Below are 16,487 nucleotides of genomic sequence, written 5' to 3'. Positions count from 1 at the left end.
GGGGCCGGCCGCGAGGCAAGCGCGGCCAGCTCGTCATCACTCACCCAGCACCAGTTGGTGGGCGAGGCGGTTGTGGCGCTCGATCACCCGCGGCAGGTCGACCGTCACCAGCTGGCCGTCCTTCACCACCTGGCGGCCGTTGATCACGCTGTGGGAGACCTGGGCCGGGGCGCAGAACACCAGCGCCGCCAGCGGGTCGTGCAGGGCACCGGCAAAGGCAATCTGCTTCAGGTCGAAGGCGACGAAGTCCGCCACCATGCCCGGCGCCAGGGCGCCGATGTCGTTGCGGTTGAGCACCTTGGCGCCGCCCAGGGTGGCGATCTCCAGGGCCTCGCGCGCGGTCATCGCATCAGGGCCGAAGCCCACGCGTTGCAGCAGCAGCGCCTGGCGCACCTCGCCGATCATGGTGGCGCCGTCGTTGGACGCCGAACCGTCGACACCCAGCCCGACCGGTACGCCGGCGTCACGCATGCGGCGGATCGGCGCGATGCCGGACGCCAGGCGCATGTTCGAGCAGGGGCAGTGGGCGACACCGGTGCCGGTACGGGCGAACAGGTCGATGCCGTGCTGGTCGAGCTGCACGCAGTGGGCGTGCCACACGTCATGGCCGACCCAGCCCAGGTCCTCGGCGTATTCGGCCGGGGTCATGCCGAACTTCTCGCGGCTGTAGGCGATGTCGTTGACGTTCTCCGCCAGGTGGGTGTGCAGCGACACGCCGTACTGGCGCGCCAGCACCGCCGCCTCGCGCATCAGGTCGCGGCTCACCGAGAAGGGCGAGCACGGCGCCACCACCACCCGCAGCATCGAGCCGTGGGACGCGTCGTGGTAATCCTCGATCAGGCGCTGGGACTCCTTGAGGATGTCCGCCTCCTTCTCCACCACCGAATCCGGCGGCAGGCCGCCCTGGCTGCGGCCGACGCTCATGCTGCCGCGCGCAGCGTGGAAGCGCATGCCGATCTCCCCGGCGGCGTGGATGCTGTCGTCCAGCTTGCAGCCGTTGGGGTAGATGTACAGGTGGTCGCTGGAGGTGGTGCAGCCGGAGAGGATCAGCTCGGCCATGGCCGTCTGGGTGGAGACCTGGATCATCTCCGGGGTCAGCCGCGCCCAGATCGGGTAGAGGTTGGTCAGCCAGTTGAACAACTCGCCGTCCTGGGCGGCCGGCACCACGCGGGTGAGGCTCTGGTACATGTGGTGGTGGGTGTTGACCAGGCCGGGGATGACGATATGGCCCTTGAGGTCCAGCACCTCGTCGGCGGTCTGCGGCAGCTCGGCGCTCGGCCCCACCTGACGGATGATGTTGTCCTCGATGAACAGCCCGCCCTGCTTCAGCTCACGGCGCTCGCCGTCCATCGTGACCAGCAGGTCAGCGTTCTTCACCAGCAATGTCTTGCCCATGCCTCAATCTCCTCAGCCCTTCAGGGCGCTCTTGTTCTTGAAAAGGAATGCAGCAACGGATCGGGTTGCTGGGAGACGGACCGGCAAGGCGCGCCCTCGAAGACAGTACGGTACGTACGGCGAGAGGGCGCAACGCAGCCGGGCCTAAGCCCAGCAGCCCGATCAGCCGCCGGTGGTGCTCATGAAGCGGACTACCTGTACCTGGGAGTCCGCCTCGAAATGGTGCCGCTCCGGCTTCAGCCTCAGGGCATCCACCAGGGCTGCGCGGAGTCGATCGTTGTCACCGGGGTGGCGACGGATCAGGGCCTTGAGGTCCAGTGCACCTTCGTGGCCGAGGCACAGCACCAGCTTGCCTTCGGCGGTGACGCGCACGCGGTTGCAGTCGCCGCAGAAGTTGCGGCTGTGGGGGGAAATGAAACCGACCTGGGTATTGCTGCCGATCACCTGCCAGTAACGCGAGGGGCCACCGGTGCGATGGCTGCTGAGCAGCAGCTGGAAGCGCTGTTCGACCCGCTCGCGCACCTCTTCGGAGGTGCACAGGGTGACCTTGCGCTCGTGGCTGGAGATGCTGCCCAGGGGCATCTCCTCGATGAAGCTAATATCCAGATCGCGTTCGACGGCGAAGGCCACCAGGTCCTCCACCTCATCGTCATTGCGGCCCTTCTGCACCACGGTGTTGAGCTTGATGCGACGGAAGCCGGCCGCACGCGCGGCGTCGATGCCGGCCAGCACCTGGTCGAGGCTATCGCGACGGGTGAAGGCGGCGAAGCGCTCGCGCTGCAGGGAATCGAGGCTGATATTGAGGCGGGTAACGCCGGCGGCGCGCAGGTCCTGGGCCATGTGGGCGAGCTGCGAGCCGTTGCTGGTGATGGCCAGGTCATCCAGTTCGCTACGGGCGCCGAGCCGGGCCAGCAGGCCGGTCACGCCCTTGCGCACCAGCGGCTCGCCACCGGTCACGCGGATGCGCTTGACCCCGAGCCCGATGAAAGCATCGGCCACGGCGTAGAGTTCTTCGAGGCTGAGTATCTGCGCCCGCGGAGCGAAGACCATGTCTTCGCTCATGCAGTAGGTGCAACGGAAGTCGCAACGGTCGGTGACCGAGAGGCGCAGGTAGGTGATCCGGCGACCGAAGGGGTCGCGCAATGTGCTGTCTTGCATGGTGCAGCCTGCCGCAACACGCGCCGGTCAGGACCCCGGCGGCATGGACGGATGCGGAATAAAAACAGAAATCGCAAATCTTGTATACAGAAACCTTTCGCCCGGCCCCTGCAGCGCCCTACCCGCTTGCTTGAGAGGCCCGGGAGCCCGGTGCTACCATGCCCGACCGCCCGCCAGCCGACCCGTGACGGCACCGGCGAGTGCACAGAGGAGCAGATGTGAGCAGCATTCGCGAGCGCAATAAAGAGCTGATCCTGCGGGCAGCCAGTGAAGAGTTTGCCGACAAGGGTTTCGCCGCCACCAAGACCAGCGACATCGCAGCCAAGGCCGGCCTGCCAAAGCCCAACGTCTACTACTACTTCAAGTCCAAGGAGAACCTCTATCGCGAGGTGCTCGAAAGCATCGTCGAGCCGTTGCTGGCCGCCTCCCACCCGTTCAATGCGGGCGGGCACCCGGGTGATGTGCTCAAGGCCTACATCCGCTCGAAGATCCGCATCTCCCGCGAGCTGCCCTACGCCTCCAAGGTGTTCGCCAGCGAGATCATGCACGGCGCGCCGCACCTCTCCGCCGAGCAGACCGCCCACCTGAACGAGCAGGCCCGCCACAACATCGCCTGCATCCAGAGCTGGATCGACCAGGGGCTGATGGCCAGGATCGACCCCAGCCACCTGCTGTTCAGCATCTGGGCCGCGACCCAGACCTATGCCGACTTCGACTGGCAGATCTCCGTCGTCACCGGCAAGGCCAGCCTCAGCGATGCCGATTACGAAGCCGCCGCCGACACCATCATCCGCCTCGTGCTGAAAGGCTGCGAAGTGGAAGAAGTCCCCCAGGCGCAGAGCGCCTGAGGGGCTCCCCTCAGGCCTTGAAGGTGAGCACCGGGCTGAACCGGGCGATCACCGCCACCGTTTCCTCCTCCACCTGCGAACGCACCACTTCGCCGATCTCCTTATAGGCACCAGGCGCCTCCTCGATCAGCCGCTCCTCGCGGGTGGTGATGCACTGCACCCGCTCCAGTCCGAGAATGCCCGGGTCCTTGCGGCCCTTGAAGAGGATCTCGCTGCGCGACATCGAGCGCCCCGCGCCGTGGCTGGCCGAGCTCAGCCAGCGCTCGTTGCCGAGCCCGGTGAGCAGGTAGGAGTCATGGCCCATGCTGCCGGGGATGAGCAGGTCCTGCCCCGCATAGGCCGGCGTCGCGCCCTTGCGATGCACGTTGCCCACCGCCTCCTGCAGCACGATGTTGTGGGGCACATCCACCAGCAGCGGCGCTTCGGTGTCCGGCCCGAACAGCTCGCGGGTGCGCTGGCGCACCATCTCGGCGATCAGCGCCCGGTTGGCATCGGCGTAATGGGCCGCACTGTGCATGGCCAGCAGGTATTGCCCGGCCATCTCGCCCACCAGGGCGAACACCTTGGACTCGGGGTGCTTCATTCCCTTGGGCCACAGCTCCCGGGCCTTGTCCATCCAGCGACGGCCGACATGGAAGCCGACATCCCGCGAGCCGGTGTGGATCATCACCACCACCTGCCCCACTGACAGCCCGCGCTCGAAGCAGGCGCGCCGGTCCACCAGTTCGGTCACCACCTGCACCTCGACGAAGTGGTTGCCACCGCCGATGGTGCCCAGCCCCGGGTCGCGCAGTACCGCGCGGCCCGTGTTCTGCAGCGCCTCGGGTGCGTAGGCCGCCTCGCCACGGGCGAACGACGACGGGTGCAGCCCGGCCAGTTCACGCGTCACCTGCTCCAGGTCGAGCCGCGCCAGGAGCCCGTCGCGGTTGGAGCGACGCCCCCACCGCACTCCAGAAATCACCCAGCCCACCGGCGAACAGCGCGGTCATGTCGCCCGGCGCGGTGGGAATGTTGCGGGTGCCGCCCAACAGGTCGCCGCGCACCCGCTCCACCCATTCCGCCTTGCGTGCGAGGAAGGCGTCGTAGTGGATGCCCAGCCGATGCAGGCGCATGCCGCAGTTGATATCGGTACCGATGCTCTGGGGAATCACCATGTCGGGGCTGGTGACGATCACCGAGCCCACTGGGATGCCGGAGCCGGCGTGAAAGTCCGGCGTCGCGCAGGCGCAACGCACCTCACCCCCTTCGGGGTGAGACACACCGGCGAAATCCAGCAGCTGCAGCACCGCCTTTTCCTCGATGGGAAAGGATTCGGGCAACAGGATGCTGGCACCCAGGCCGGCGCTGTTCAGTGAGGAAACGGACAGGGTGTTGCCATTGACGCGGCTGATGGCCACGCCGGATCGGGCCAGCTTCTGCTGAACCCGCTTGAAGGGAGTCTTCTTCATGGAATGCTGCTTTTTCGACAGACGAAAAAAGACATCGCCGAATTGGCGATGTGGATGTCCGTCAGCAGCAGAAAGGGACGGCGCGGATGGTAGCGGCATCGCCGGGGCGATTCAACACCTGCGCCAGGGTGCCTCCCGCAGCCGGGAGGCACGGGAGGGGATCAGGCCGCAGCGATGCCGGCATCGGCCTTCAGGCCCACCGACTCCACGCCGCTGATGGCGCACTGCTCGTCGATGTCGGAGGTGTCGCCGCTGATGCCGATGGCGCCGATCACCTCGCCCGCCTGGTTGCGGATCAGCACACCGCCCGGCGCCGGCACCAGGTTGCCGTCCGCCAGGTTGTTCACCGCACCGATGAAGGCCGGGCGCTGCTGGGCGTCGGCGGCGATCAGGCGCGAGCCCTTGCCCAGGGCAACGGCGCCCCATGCCTTGCCGATGGCGATCTGCGGGCGAAGCATGCTCGCGCCGTCTTCACGTTGCAGGGTGATCAGGTGACCGCCGGCATCCAGCACGGCGATGGTCAGGGGGGCGGTACGCAGCTCGCGACCGATGGCCAGTGCGCGGTTGGAGATGCTGACGGCGGTTTCCAGGGACAGGGTGCTCATCGTGAGGCTTCCTCAGGGGAGTGGTTGAAACCATTGGCACGTCGCCGGGTGGTGCTGGCCTTCACGGAGCCGGGGTACGAATGGCGGTGCTTTTCTCAACTATCTCACCGAACACAAAAAAATCAATCCAGATATACAATTAAAATTAATTTTGTATACAGTCATTCTGCCACTGTACCTATAAAGCTCTAGAAGCCGCATCAAACGGGCGTTTTAAAGATTCACCAGCCTGCGACATTTCGCCCGACAAATCTCCTTGACCCTTGAGTCGGCAGCTGAATAGAATCCGGCCCAAGCACTTTGTATACAATTTTCACAAGAAAAGAGGCACAAAACATGGCCAAAATGAGAGCAATCGAGGCCGCCGTCCTGGTGATGCGCCGCGAAGGTATCGACACCGCGTTCGGCATCCCCGGCGCCGCCATCAACCCGCTTTACGCTGCACTGAACAAAATCGGCGGCATTGACCATGTACTGGCTCGTCACGTCGAAGGCGCCTCGCACATGGCCGAGGGCTACACCCGTACCAACCCGGGCAACATCGGCCTGTGCATCGGTACCTCCGGCCCCGCCGGCACCGACATGGTCACCGGCCTGTACTCGGCGTCCGCCGACTCCATCCCGATCCTCTGCATCACCGGCCAGGCTCCCCGTGCACGCCTGCACAAGGAAGACTTCCAGGCCGTCGACATCACCAACATCGTCAAGCCGGTGACCAAGTGGGCGACCACCGTCCTCGAGCCGGGCCAGGTTCCCTACGCCTTCCAGAAGGCCTTCTTCGAAATGCGCAGCGGCCGCCCCGGCCCCGTGCTGATCGACCTGCCCTTCGACGTGCAGATGGCCGAGATCGAGTTCGACATCGAGGCCTACCAGCCGCTGGCAGTGAACAAGCCGTCCGCTTCCCGCATCCAGGCCGAGAAGGCCCTGGCCATGCTCAACGACGCCGAGCGCCCGCTGCTGGTCGCTGGTGGCGGCATCATCAACGCCGACGCCTCCGAGAAGCTGGTGGAGTTCGCCGAGCTGACCGGCGTGCCGGTGATCCCGACCCTGATGGGCTGGGGCACCATCCCCGACGACCACGCGCTGATGGCCGGCATGTGCGGCCTGCAGACCTCGCACCGCTACGGCAACGCCACGCTGCTGGAATCCGACCTGGTGTTCGGCATCGGCAACCGCTGGGCCAACCGCCACACCGGCTCCGTCGATGTCTACACCCAAGGCCGCCGCTTCATCCACGTCGATATCGAACCGACCCAGATCGGCCGCGTATTCACCCCGGACCTGGGCATCGTCTCCGACGCAGGTTCCGCGCTGGACGCTTTCCTGGAAGTCGCCCGCGAGTGGAAAGCCGCCGGCAGGCTGAAGGACCGCAACGCCTGGGCCGAATCCTGCCGCGAGCGCAAGCGCACCCTGCAGCGCAAGACCCACTTCGACAACGTGCCGGTCAAGCCCCAGCGCGTCTACGAAGAGATGAACGAGTTCTTCGGCAAGGACACCTGCTACGTCAGCACCATCGGCCTGTCGCAGATCGCCGGTGCCCAGTTCCTGCACGTGTACAAGCCGCGCCACTGGATCAACTGCGGCCAGGCCGGCCCGCTGGGCTGGACCATCCCCGCCGCTCTCGGCGTGGTCAAGGCCGACCCGGCTCGCCAAGTGGTCGCGCTGTCCGGCGACTATGACTTCCAGTTCATGATCGAAGAACTGGCCGTGGGCGCGCAGTTCAACCTGCCCTACATCCACGTGCTGGTGAACAACTCCTACCTGGGCCTGATCCGCCAAGCGCAGCGTGGCTTCGAGATCGACTACTGCGTGCAGCTGTCCTTCGAAAACATCAACGCACCGGAGCTCAACGGCTACGGCGTCGACCACGTCGCCGTGGTCGAGGGCCTGGGTTGCAAGGCGATCCGCGTGTTCGACGCCAACGAGCTGCAGGGTGCCTTCGCCCAGGCTCGCAAGCTGATGGAAGAGTTCCGCGTACCGGTCGTAGTCGAGGTCATCCTGGAGCGTGTCACCAACATCTCCATGGGTACCGAGATCAACGCCGTCAACGAGTTCGAGGAACTGGCCCTGCGTGGCGCCGACGCCCCGACTGCCATCTCGATGCTGGACTGACGAGCAATGCCCCCTCTCCCGTTCGTGGCGGGAGAGGGACGTCTACCGAGGAGAAACTTCATGCCCCGTTTTGCCGCCAACCTGTCGATGCTGTTCACCGAAGTCGACTTCCTGGACCGATTCGCCGCCGCTGCCGAAGCCGGTTTCACCGGTGTCGAATACCTCTTCCCCTATGACTTCCCGGCCGAAGAGATCAAGGCCCGCCTGGACGCCAACAAGCTGGAACAGGTGCTGTTCAACCTGCCCGCTGGCGATTGGGCCAAGGGTGAGCGCGGCATCGCCTGCCACCCCGACCGCGTCGAGGAATTCCGCGCCGGCGTGGACAAGGCCATCGCCTACGCCAAGGTGCTCGGCAACAAGCAGGTCAACTGCCTGGCCGGCATCCGCCCCCAGGGCCCGGACTGCGCCACCGTCGAGAAGACCTTCGTCGACAATCTGAAGTACGCCGCCGACAAGCTGGAAGCCGCCGGCCTGCGCCTGGTCATGGAAATGATCAACACCCGCGACATCCCGGGCTTCTACCTGAACACCACCAAGCAAGCCCTGGCCATTCGCGAGAAGGTCGGCAGCGCCAACCTGTTCCTGCAGTACGACATCTACCACATGCAGATCATGGAAGGTGACCTGGCCCGCACCGTGGAAGGCAACCTCGCCGTGATCAACCACGTGCAGCTGGCCGACAACCCCGGCCGCAACGAGCCGGGCACCGGCGAGATCAACTACCGCTTCCTCTTCGAGCACCTGGACCGCATCGGCTACCAGGGCTGGGTCGGCTGTGAATACAAGCCCGCCACCACCACCGCCGCCGGCCTTGGCTGGCTGAAAACCCATAACGCCATCTAAGAAAAGAGGTAATCCACATGGCCAAGATCGGATTCATCGGCACCGGCATCATGGGCAAGCCCATGGCTCAGAACCTGCAGAAAGCCGGCCACACCCTGTTCTTCTCCGAGCACTTCGACAAGGCGCCCGCCGACCTGGTCGGCGACAACGGCGTTGCCCTGGCCAACCCGCGCGAAGTGGCCCAGGAAGCCGAATTCATCATCATCATGGTTCCGGACACCCCCCAGGTCGACGACGTACTGTTCCGCAAGGACGGCGTGGTCGAAGGCGTTGGCGCCGGCAAAGTCGTGATCGACATGAGCTCCATCTCCCCGACCGCCACCAAGACCTTCGCCGAGAAGGTCAAGGCCACCGGCGCTTCTTACCTGGACGCCCCGGTATCCGGCGGTGAAGTCGGCGCCAAGGCCGCGACCCTGAGCATCATGGTCGGTGGCTGCCCGAACGCCTTCGAACGCGCCCTGCCGCTGTTCCAGGCCATGGGCAAGAACATCACCCGCGTCGGTGGCAACGGTGATGGCCAGACCGCCAAGGTCGCCAACCAGATCATCGTCGCCCTGAACATCCAGGCCGTTGCCGAAGCCCTGCTGTTCGCCGCCAAGAACGGTGCCGACCCGGCCAAGGTCCGCGAAGCGCTGATGGGTGGTTTCGCCGGCTCGAAGATCCTCGAAGTGCACGGCGAGCGCATGATCAAGGGCACCTTCGACCCGGGCTTCCGCATCAGCCTGCACCAGAAGGACCTCAACCTGGCCCTGGCCGGCGCACGCGAGCTGGGCCTGAACCTGCCCAACACCGCCAACGCCCAGCAGGTGTTCAGCACCTGCGCCGCCATCGGTGGCAGCAACTGGGACCACTCCGCACTGGTGAAGGGCCTGGAGCACATGGCCAATTTCTCCATCCGTAAAGAGTAAGCCGCACTTCGCCGGGCACCCGCCCGGCACCCCTTTCGACCTTCCTGGCTGGCGGAGTCACGGCCCAATGGCCAGGGAGGTCGATTCCAGTCCCGAGCCGCTGCACGCGGCGGCTGGGGACTGCAATCGCCCTCGAAAGCACCACCAGAACAAGAATTCAGCACCCCTCCGGAGTCTGTCATGTCCTTCGATCCGCAAAGCCTGCTGCGCGACCTCTTCGCCACCGCCATCGACGCCGCCCACCCCCGCCAGGTGCTGGCCGACCACCTGCCCGCCGACCGCAGCGGCCGCGTCATCGTCATCGGTGCCGGCAAGGCCGCAGCCGCCATGGCCGAGGTGATCGAGCAGGAATGGCAGGGTGAGATCTCCGGCCTGGTGGTAACCCGCTACGGGCACGGCGCCAACTGCCGCCGCATCGAAGTGGTCGAAGCCGCACACCCGGTGCCGGATGCCGCCGGGCTGGAAACCGCACAGCGCGTGCTCAAGCTGGTCAGCGGCCTGTCCGAGAGCGACCGGGTGATCTTCCTCCTCTCCGGCGGCGGCTCCTCGCTGCTGGCGCTGCCCGCCGAAGGCATCAGCCTCAAGGACAAGCAGGCGATCAACAAGGCCCTGCTGAAATCCGGCGCCTCCATCTCCGAGATGAACTGTGTGCGCAAGCACCTTTCGGCGATCAAGGGCGGCCGCCTGGCCAAGGCCTGCTGGCCGGCCAGCGTCTACACCTACGCCATCTCCGACGTGCCCGGCGACGAAGCCACCGTAATCGCCTCCGGCCCCACCGTCGCCGACCCGACCACCTCGGCCGAAGCCCTGGCGATTCTCGCCCGCTACCAGATCGAGGTGCCGGCCAACGTCCGCGCCTGGCTGCTGGACCCGCGCTCCGAGACCGTGAAGCCCGGTGACCCGGTGCTCTCGCGCAGCCACTTCCAGCTGATCGCCACGCCCCAGCAGTCCCTCGATGCCGCCGCCGAGAAGGTCCGCGCCGCCGGCCTCACGCCGATCATCCTCGGCGACCTGGAGGGCGAATCCCGCGAGGTGGCCAAGGTCCATGCCGGCATCGCCCGGCAGATCGTCCTCCACGGCCAGCCGATCAAGCCGCCCTGCGTGATCCTCTCCGGCGGCGAGACCACCGTCACCGTACGCGGCAACGGCCGCGGCGGGCGCAACGCCGAATTCCTGCTGAGCCTGACCAACACCCTCAAGGGCCTGCCCGGCGTCTACGCCCTGGCCGGCGACACCGACGGCATCGACGGCTCGGAAGACAACGCCGGCGCCATCATGACCCCGGCCAGCCATGCCCGCGCCGCCGAACTCGGCCTGTCCGCCAGCGACGAGCTCGACAACAACAACGGCTACGGCTACTTCGCCGCCCTGGACAGCCTGATCGTCACCGAGCCGACCCGCACCAACGTCAACGACTTCCGCGCCATCCTGATTCTCGAGAGCCCCGCACAATGACCGCCGACAAGAAAGTCAAAATCCTCGCCACCCTCGGCCCTGCCATCAAAGGCGTCGACGACATCCGCCAACTGGTGGAGGCCGGGGTCAACCTGTTCCGCCTCAACTTCAGCCACGGCGAACACGCCGACCACGCCCAGCGCTACCAGTGGGTGCGCGAGGTCGAACGCCAGCTGTCCCGCCCCATCGGCATCCTCATGGACCTGCAAGGGCCCAAGCTGCGCGTCGGCCGCTTCGCCGAAGGCAAGGTCCACCTCGAGCGCGGCCAGGCCCTGCGCCTGGACCTGGACGCCACTCCGGGCGACGCCACCCGGGTCAACCTGCCCCACCCGGAAATCATCGAAGCCCTGCAGCCGGGCATGAACCTGCTGCTGGACGACGGCCGCCTGCGCCTGCAGGTGACCGCCAAGCACGCCGATGCCATCGACACCCAGGTGATCGCCGGTGGCGAGCTGTCCGACCGCAAGGGCGTCAACGTCCCCGAAGCGGTGCTGCAGCTTTCCCCGCTGACGCCCAAGGACCGCCGCGACCTCGACTTCGGCCTGGAACTGGGCGTCGACTGGGTCGCCCTCTCCTTCGTCCAGCGCCCTGAAGACATCGTCGAAGCCCGCGGCCTGATCCAGGGCCGTGCCGCGCTGATGGCCAAGATCGAGAAACCCTCGGCCGTGCAGCACCTGGAAGAAATCGCCCGCCTGTGCGATGCCATCATGGTTGCCCGTGGCGACCTGGGCGTCGAAGTGCCGGCCGAGAACGTGCCGCGCATCCAGAAGGACATCATCCGCACCTGCCGCCAGCTCGGCCGCCCGGTGGTGGTCGCTACCCAGATGCTGGAGTCCATGCGCTTCTCCCCGGCGCCGACCCGCGCCGAGGTGACGGACGTCGCCAACGCCGTGGCCGAAGGCACCGACGCGGTGATGCTCTCCGCCGAGACCGCCTCCGGTGACTACCCGCTGGAAACCGTGCAGATGATGAGCAAGATCATCCGCCAGGTGGAACAGGGCCCGGACTTCCAGTCCCAGCTCGACGTCAGCCGCCCGCAGGCCGAAGCCACCGCCTCGGATGCCATCAGCTGCGCCATCCGCCGCATCAGCAGCATCCTCCCGGTGGCGGCCCTGGTGAACTACACCGAGTCCGGCAGCTCCAGCCTGCGCGCCTCCCGCGAGCGGCCCAAGGCGCCGATCCTCAGCCTCACCCCGAGCCTGGAGACCGCACGCCGCCTGACCGTCGCCTGGGGCATCTACTCGGTGGTCAACCAGCGCCTGGACAAGGTCGAGGACGTCACCGGCACCGCCCTGGAGATCGCCCGCGCCCAGGGCATGGCCCGCAGTGGCGACACCCTGGTGATCACCGCCGGCGTGCCCCTGGGCCAGCCGGGCACCACCAACATGCTGCGCATCGAGCACCTGGACTGATCCACGCACGGCCACGGCGCGCATAGACGCACCGGGCCGCCCTGCTTCGGCAGGTCGAATGCCACTCGCAGGCGCCGCGTCCCCAGGGACGGGCGCCTTTTCCCTTTCAACCGGCCACTGCCATGCGACACCTTTCTCTGCCTTGTGATGCCCGTTCCTGGGCCAGCGCCCAGCTCAACGGTTTCAGCCAGATATTCCTGCAGCGCCACCCCGGCTGCGGCATCCTCCTGCTCTGCGCCATCGCCATCGGCGCGCCGGAGCTGCTCGGTGGTGCACTGCTCGGCGGCTTCGCCAGCTGGCTCACCGCCCTGCGCCGGGGCTACCCGCGTGACGACGTGGAGGCCGGCCTTTATGGCTACAACGGCGTGCTGCTGGGCATGCTGCTGTGCACGCGCTTCGCCTGGACGCTGCACCTGCCACTGCTGATCATCTGCTGCGCCGGCCTTTCCACCCTGCTGCTGCACCGCCTGCTGCGCAACGCCCGGGAACGCGAGTGGCTGCCCGCCTTCACCAGCCCCTTCGTCGGCTTCGGCTGGGTGCTGCTGTGGCTGGCCCATGGACTGCAACTGACCGCCCTGCCAACCCCGCCGGCAGCCATTCTCGACGCCGATGCCGCCGGCCTGGCCCTCGCCCTGTTGCGCGGCTTCGGCCAGGTGATCTTCCTCGCCGACCCGCTGGCCGGGGCCTGCGTGTTCCTCGGGTTGCTGCTGGCCTCCTGGCGGGTGGCGCTCTGGGCCCTGTTCGGCAGCACGCTGTCATTGGCCCTCGGCCTCTGGCTCAGGCTGCCCACCGACGCCCTGCTGGCCGGGCTGTTCAGCCTCAACGGCGTGCTCATCGGCATCACCCTGGGCAAGCGCCTCGCCAGCCTGCCGGTGGTCGTCATCGGCGTCGCCCTCGGCGCACTGCTGCAACCGGGCTTCGTCGCCTTCCAGCTGCCCGCCATGACGGCGCCCTTCATCCTCGCCTGCTGGCTGGTGATCGCCGGTGGCCGCCTGCTGCGCCAGAACGGCACCGGGCCGCGCCCTACCCGCTTGCGCCACTGAGAGGCGGCGGGCGGCTTCGGCTCTGCTAAGGTTCGTCTCCTGAGGAGGACTCCATGGCCGAGGCAAACAGCAGGCGCGCGCGCCTGCACAGCATCATCTTCCAGGCCGATACCCCGGCCGGGCGGCGCTTCGACACCTGGCTCATCTGGCTGATCCTGGCCAGCCTGGTGATCGTGCTGCTGGACAGCGTCGAGCACATCCACACCCGTCATGCCGGGCTGCTGTCCGGCCTCGAATGGGTCATCACCGGGCTGTTCGCGGCGGAGTACCTGCTGCGCCTGTACAGCTCACCGAAACCGCTGCGATATGCCTTCAGCTTCTTCGGCCTGGTGGACCTGCTGGCCATCATCCCCGGCGTGGTCGCGCTCTTCTACGCGGACGCCCAGTACCTGCTGATCATCCGCGCCCTGCGCCTGGTGCGGGTGTTCCGCATCTTCAAGCTGCGCCACTACCTGGTGCAGGCGAACTTCCTGCTCAGCGCGCTGCGCAGCAGCCGCCAGAAGATCGTGGTATTCCTCCTCAGCGTCTCCACCCTGGTGGTGGTCTTCGGCGCGCTGATGTACGTGATCGAAGGGCCGGAGAACGGTTTTACCAGCATCCCCACCAGCATCTACTGGGCGGTGGTTACCCTGACCACCGTCGGCTTTGGCGACATCACCCCGAAAACGGCGCTGGGCCAGGCGGTGGCGAGCCTGGTGATGATCACCGGCTACTCGATCATCGCCGTGCCCACGGGTATCTTCAGCGCCGAGCTGGCCAACGCCATGCGCCAGGAGGGGCAGCTGGACCAGGAATGCCCCACCTGCCGCAAACGCAGCCACGAATCCGCCGCGAGCTTCTGCAGCCGCTGCGGCAACCCGCTCTTCCCCCGAGGAGGCGAACATGAAGCAACTTGATCAGGCACGCTGGGACGCCCTCTGGCTACGCCTGGGCGCCCCGGCTCCCGAAGGCAGCTTCGAGCACCTGCAGGCGGCCTATGGCACGCCCCAGCGCCAGTACCACAGCACCACCCACATCGCCGCGTGCCTGGGCCATTTCGACGAGTGGAGCCACCTGGCCGACCACCCCGACCGGGTCGAGCTGGCGCTCTGGACCCATGACCTGGTGTACGACCCGCAGCGCCAGGACAACGAAGCCGCCAGCGCCGAGCAGACGGTCATCTGGCTGCTGGAAGCCGGGCTCGGCGACCATGGCGAAGCGCTGCGCGGGCTGATCCTCGCCACCCGCCACATGGAGCCGCCGCGCGCCGGGGATGCCGAGCTGGTGGTGGACCTGGACCTGTCGATCCTCGCCGCACCGCCCGCCCAGTACGACGCCTATGAAAAGGCCGTGCGCGCCGAGTACGAATGGGTGCCCGAGCCACTGTTCCGCGCAGCCCGCAGCAAGTTGCTGAAGCAGTTGCTGGACATGCCCCGCCTCTACCACAAGAGACCGCTGGCGCAGCGCTGGGAGCAGCCGGCGCGCGCGAATCTGCTTGGCGCGCTGCAAGCATTGGCCTGAGAATAAGCAAATTCGTTTTCAGTATTTAAAAGAATATATGGCACACCGCTATATTCCCTTGCTCTCACTCCCTAGAAGGAACGATCCGTGAAACGTCTGTTCTCCGCTTCGCTGCTGGCAGCGAGCTTGGCACTGGCCAGCGCGGCCCAGGCCGCCCCCACCCTGCTCAACGTCTCCTACGACGTGATGCGCGACTTCTACAAGGACTACAACACCGCCTTCCAGAAGCACTGGCAGCAGGAGAAAGGCGAGAACATCACCCTGCAGATGTCCCACGGCGGCTCCAGCAAGCAGGCCCGTGCGGTGATCGACGGGCTGCCCGCCGACGTCATCACCATGAACCAGGCCACCGACATCAACGCCCTGGCCGACAACGGCGGCCTGGTGCCGCAGAACTGGGCCGAGCGCCTGCCGAACAACAGTGCACCCTTCACCTCCGCCACCGTGTTCATCGTGCGCAAGGGCAACCCCAAGGGCCTGAAAGACTGGCCGGACCTGCTCAAGGACGGCGTGCAAGTCGTCGTGCCCAACCCCAAGACCTCGGGTAACGGCCGCTACACCTACCTCTCCGCCTGGGGCTACGTGCTGAAGAACGGCGGTGACGAGAACAAGGCCAAGGAATTCGTCGGCAAGCTGTTCAAGCAGGCCCCGGTCCTGGACACCGGTGGTCGCGCCGCCACCACCACCTTCATCCAGAACCAGATCGGCGACGTACTGGTGACCTTCGAGAACGAAGCCGAGATGATCGCCCGCGAGTTCGGCCGTGGCGGCTTCGAAGTGGTCTACCCGAGCGTCTCCGCCGAAGCCGAGCCGCCGGTGGCCGTGGTCGACAAGGTGGTGGACAAGAAAGGCACCCGCGAGGCCGCCGAGGCGTACCTCAAGTACCTGTGGAGCGACGAAGGCCAGACCATCGCCGGCAATAACTACCTGCGCCCGCGCAACCCGGAGATCCTCGCCAAGTTCGCTGATCGCTTCCCCAAGGTGGAGTTCCTCTCCGTGGAGAAGACCTTCGGCAACTGGCGTGACGTGCAGAAGACCCACTTCAACGACGGTGGCGTATTCGACCAGGTCTACACCGGCCAGTAAGGCAGGCGGCAGACACGAAAACGGCGACCCTCGGGTCGCCGTTTTTCATTGCGGATCAGGCTGGAGCGATCGGCATCACTGCCCGAAGGTGCTCGCCCACTCGCCGAACTTCATGCACAGGCCGAAGCTCATCACGTCGTCGGTATCGGCCAGGCAGTTCACCGCCAGGCGCGCGGTGCCACCCTTCGCGTAGTCGCTCGCGCAGGCCTTCTCGTTGCGTTTCATTTCCTTGTAGGCGGTGTCCATCTTGTACATGGCGTCATCCAGCTGCGCCTGGGTGGCGCGCTTCTGGCGCACCGCCTCACGGCCGATCTTCTGCGTCTCGGTGATCAAGGACGGCATGCGGCGGATGGCGGCGGCACACTGCACCATGCCCTTCTGGTGCAGCTGGCCGGGGTTCAGCTCTTCCTCGTCGTCCTCGAACATCTTGCGGGACGAGGTGCGCTGGACCTCAGAGTCGTCCAGCCCCTGGATGGTGTTCACCTGCAGCTTCTGCTCGGTGACATTGCGGCTTTCAGGGGGCGGGGTGTCGGTGAAATGCACCTTCCCCTGCTCGTCGCGCCACTGGTAGACCTGGGCGAACGCGCTGGAGGTGGTGAGAAGGGTCACGGAAGACCAAGGCAAGACGAGCGAACATCCTTGTGCTCCAAATGGCAGAACGCCAGCACAGTACA

Annotated in this window: 16 protein-coding genes; 10 read left to right on the top strand and 6 right to left on the bottom strand. The window is 66.4% G+C overall.

Annotation, left to right across the window (positions count from 1 at the left end; genetic code table 11):
* Positions 1-36: 36 nt before the first annotated feature.
* Both ACXI0U_RS08040 and moaA read right to left on the bottom strand, forming a co-directional pair.
* Entirely contained in the window at positions 37-1,395 is a 1,359-nt protein-coding gene (locus tag ACXI0U_RS08040; RefSeq protein WP_350448298.1) for an 8-oxoguanine deaminase, read from the bottom strand.
* A gap of 162 nt (positions 1,396-1,557) precedes the next feature.
* Positions 1,558-2,553 (bottom strand): GTP 3',8-cyclase MoaA, encoded by a 996-nt coding sequence (gene moaA, locus ACXI0U_RS08035; RefSeq protein ID WP_431484016.1) that lies wholly within the window; start codon positions 2,551-2,553, stop codon positions 1,558-1,560.
* A 218-nt stretch (positions 2,554-2,771) separates the two neighbouring features.
* Here moaA and ACXI0U_RS08030 point away from each other — a divergent pair, with 218 nt between their 5' ends.
* Positions 2,772-3,401, top strand: coding sequence for a TetR/AcrR family transcriptional regulator (locus tag ACXI0U_RS08030; RefSeq protein ID WP_374981518.1), 630 nt, complete (start codon positions 2,772-2,774; stop codon positions 3,399-3,401).
* A 10-nt stretch (positions 3,402-3,411) separates the two neighbouring features.
* Here the strand turns inward: ACXI0U_RS08030 and ACXI0U_RS08025 are convergent, their stop codons facing one another.
* The 3 genes from ACXI0U_RS08025 to ACXI0U_RS08015 all read right to left on the bottom strand — a co-directional run bounded on the left by ACXI0U_RS08025 (position 3,412) and on the right by ACXI0U_RS08015 (position 5,454).
* Entirely contained in the window at positions 3,412-4,290 is an 879-nt protein-coding gene (locus ACXI0U_RS08025; RefSeq protein WP_479549986.1) for an RtcB family protein, read from the bottom strand.
* The gene (locus tag ACXI0U_RS08020) at positions 4,280-4,849 is read right to left on the bottom strand and encodes an RtcB family protein (RefSeq protein ID WP_479549985.1); all 570 of its coding nucleotides are present in this window, start codon (positions 4,847-4,849) and stop codon (positions 4,280-4,282) included. The genes ACXI0U_RS08025 and ACXI0U_RS08020 overlap by 11 nt, the downstream gene beginning before the upstream one ends.
* Before the next feature lie 161 nt (positions 4,850-5,010).
* A complete protein-coding gene (locus ACXI0U_RS08015) occupies positions 5,011-5,454 on the bottom strand; it encodes a GlcG/HbpS family heme-binding protein (RefSeq protein WP_021220542.1) in 444 nt (147 codons plus the stop codon).
* A gap of 336 nt (positions 5,455-5,790) precedes the next feature.
* On the opposite strand from ACXI0U_RS08015, the gene gcl reads away from it, so the two are divergent.
* The 9 genes from gcl to ACXI0U_RS07970 all read left to right on the top strand — a co-directional run bounded on the left by gcl (position 5,791) and on the right by ACXI0U_RS07970 (position 15,813).
* A complete protein-coding gene (gene gcl / locus ACXI0U_RS08010; protein ID WP_021220543.1) occupies positions 5,791-7,566 on the top strand; it encodes a glyoxylate carboligase in 1,776 nt (591 codons plus the stop codon).
* Between the two features lie 60 nt (positions 7,567-7,626).
* On the top strand, positions 7,627-8,409 hold the full coding sequence (gene hyi, locus ACXI0U_RS08005) for a hydroxypyruvate isomerase (RefSeq protein WP_431484014.1): 783 nt from the start codon (positions 7,627-7,629) through the stop codon (positions 8,407-8,409).
* 17 nt (positions 8,410-8,426) lie between these two features.
* Positions 8,427-9,317: a 2-hydroxy-3-oxopropionate reductase gene (locus tag ACXI0U_RS08000; RefSeq protein WP_374981520.1), complete on the top strand. Its 891-nt coding sequence runs from the start codon at positions 8,427-8,429 to the stop codon at positions 9,315-9,317.
* A gap of 180 nt (positions 9,318-9,497) precedes the next feature.
* Positions 9,498-10,772 (top strand): glycerate kinase type-2 family protein, encoded by a 1,275-nt coding sequence (locus ACXI0U_RS07995; RefSeq protein ID WP_350448294.1) that lies wholly within the window; start codon positions 9,498-9,500, stop codon positions 10,770-10,772.
* Positions 10,769-12,184, top strand: a complete 1,416-nt coding sequence (gene pyk / locus ACXI0U_RS07990; RefSeq protein WP_021220547.1) for a pyruvate kinase — start codon at positions 10,769-10,771, stop codon at positions 12,182-12,184. Before ACXI0U_RS07995 ends, pyk begins: the two co-directional genes overlap by 4 nt.
* Positions 12,185-12,306: 122 nt before the next feature.
* A complete protein-coding gene (locus ACXI0U_RS07985) occupies positions 12,307-13,227 on the top strand; it encodes an urea transporter (protein ID WP_431484013.1) in 921 nt (306 codons plus the stop codon).
* Between the two features lie 53 nt (positions 13,228-13,280).
* On the top strand, positions 13,281-14,123 hold the full coding sequence (locus ACXI0U_RS07980) for an ion transporter (protein ID WP_479549984.1): 843 nt from the start codon (positions 13,281-13,283) through the stop codon (positions 14,121-14,123).
* On the top strand, positions 14,110-14,727 hold the full coding sequence (locus ACXI0U_RS07975; protein ID WP_184488899.1) for an HD domain-containing protein: 618 nt from the start codon (positions 14,110-14,112) through the stop codon (positions 14,725-14,727). Before ACXI0U_RS07980 ends, ACXI0U_RS07975 begins: the two co-directional genes overlap by 14 nt.
* Positions 14,728-14,814: 87 nt before the next feature.
* Positions 14,815-15,813: a sulfate ABC transporter substrate-binding protein gene (locus ACXI0U_RS07970; RefSeq protein WP_479549983.1), complete on the top strand. Its 999-nt coding sequence runs from the start codon at positions 14,815-14,817 to the stop codon at positions 15,811-15,813.
* A 75-nt stretch (positions 15,814-15,888) separates the two neighbouring features.
* Here the strand turns inward: ACXI0U_RS07970 and ACXI0U_RS07965 are convergent, their stop codons facing one another.
* Positions 15,889-16,437, bottom strand: coding sequence for a DUF4124 domain-containing protein (locus ACXI0U_RS07965; RefSeq protein ID WP_479549982.1), 549 nt, complete (start codon positions 16,435-16,437; stop codon positions 15,889-15,891).
* Positions 16,438-16,487 lie beyond the last annotated feature (50 nt).

The organism is Pseudomonas sp. C9D1, from assembly GCF_056491235.1.
This window is presented reverse-complemented; position numbering and strand designations above follow the sequence as displayed.

Coding starts and splice junctions, on each gene's coding strand:
- hyi (WP_431484014.1), top strand. CDS start 7,627: ATGCCCCGTTTTGCCGCCAACCTGTCGATGCTGTTCACCGAAGTCGAC.
- ACXI0U_RS08015 (WP_021220542.1), bottom strand. CDS start 5,454: ATGAGCACCCTGTCCCTGGAAACCGCCGTCAGCATCTCCAACCGCGCA.
- ACXI0U_RS07975 (WP_184488899.1), top strand. CDS start 14,110: ATGAAGCAACTTGATCAGGCACGCTGGGACGCCCTCTGGCTACGCCTG.
- ACXI0U_RS08040 (WP_350448298.1), bottom strand. CDS start 1,395: ATGGGCAAGACATTGCTGGTGAAGAACGCTGACCTGCTGGTCACGATG.
- ACXI0U_RS08000 (WP_374981520.1), top strand. CDS start 8,427: ATGGCCAAGATCGGATTCATCGGCACCGGCATCATGGGCAAGCCCATG.
- ACXI0U_RS07995 (WP_350448294.1), top strand. CDS start 9,498: ATGTCCTTCGATCCGCAAAGCCTGCTGCGCGACCTCTTCGCCACCGCC.
- gcl (WP_021220543.1), top strand. CDS start 5,791: ATGGCCAAAATGAGAGCAATCGAGGCCGCCGTCCTGGTGATGCGCCGC.
- ACXI0U_RS08020 (WP_479549985.1), bottom strand. CDS start 4,849: ATGAAGAAGACTCCCTTCAAGCGGGTTCAGCAGAAGCTGGCCCGATCC.
- ACXI0U_RS07985 (WP_431484013.1), top strand. CDS start 12,307: ATGCGACACCTTTCTCTGCCTTGTGATGCCCGTTCCTGGGCCAGCGCC.
- pyk (WP_021220547.1), top strand. CDS start 10,769: ATGACCGCCGACAAGAAAGTCAAAATCCTCGCCACCCTCGGCCCTGCC.
- ACXI0U_RS07980 (WP_479549984.1), top strand. CDS start 13,281: ATGGCCGAGGCAAACAGCAGGCGCGCGCGCCTGCACAGCATCATCTTC.
- moaA (WP_431484016.1), bottom strand. CDS start 2,553: ATGCAAGACAGCACATTGCGCGACCCCTTCGGTCGCCGGATCACCTAC.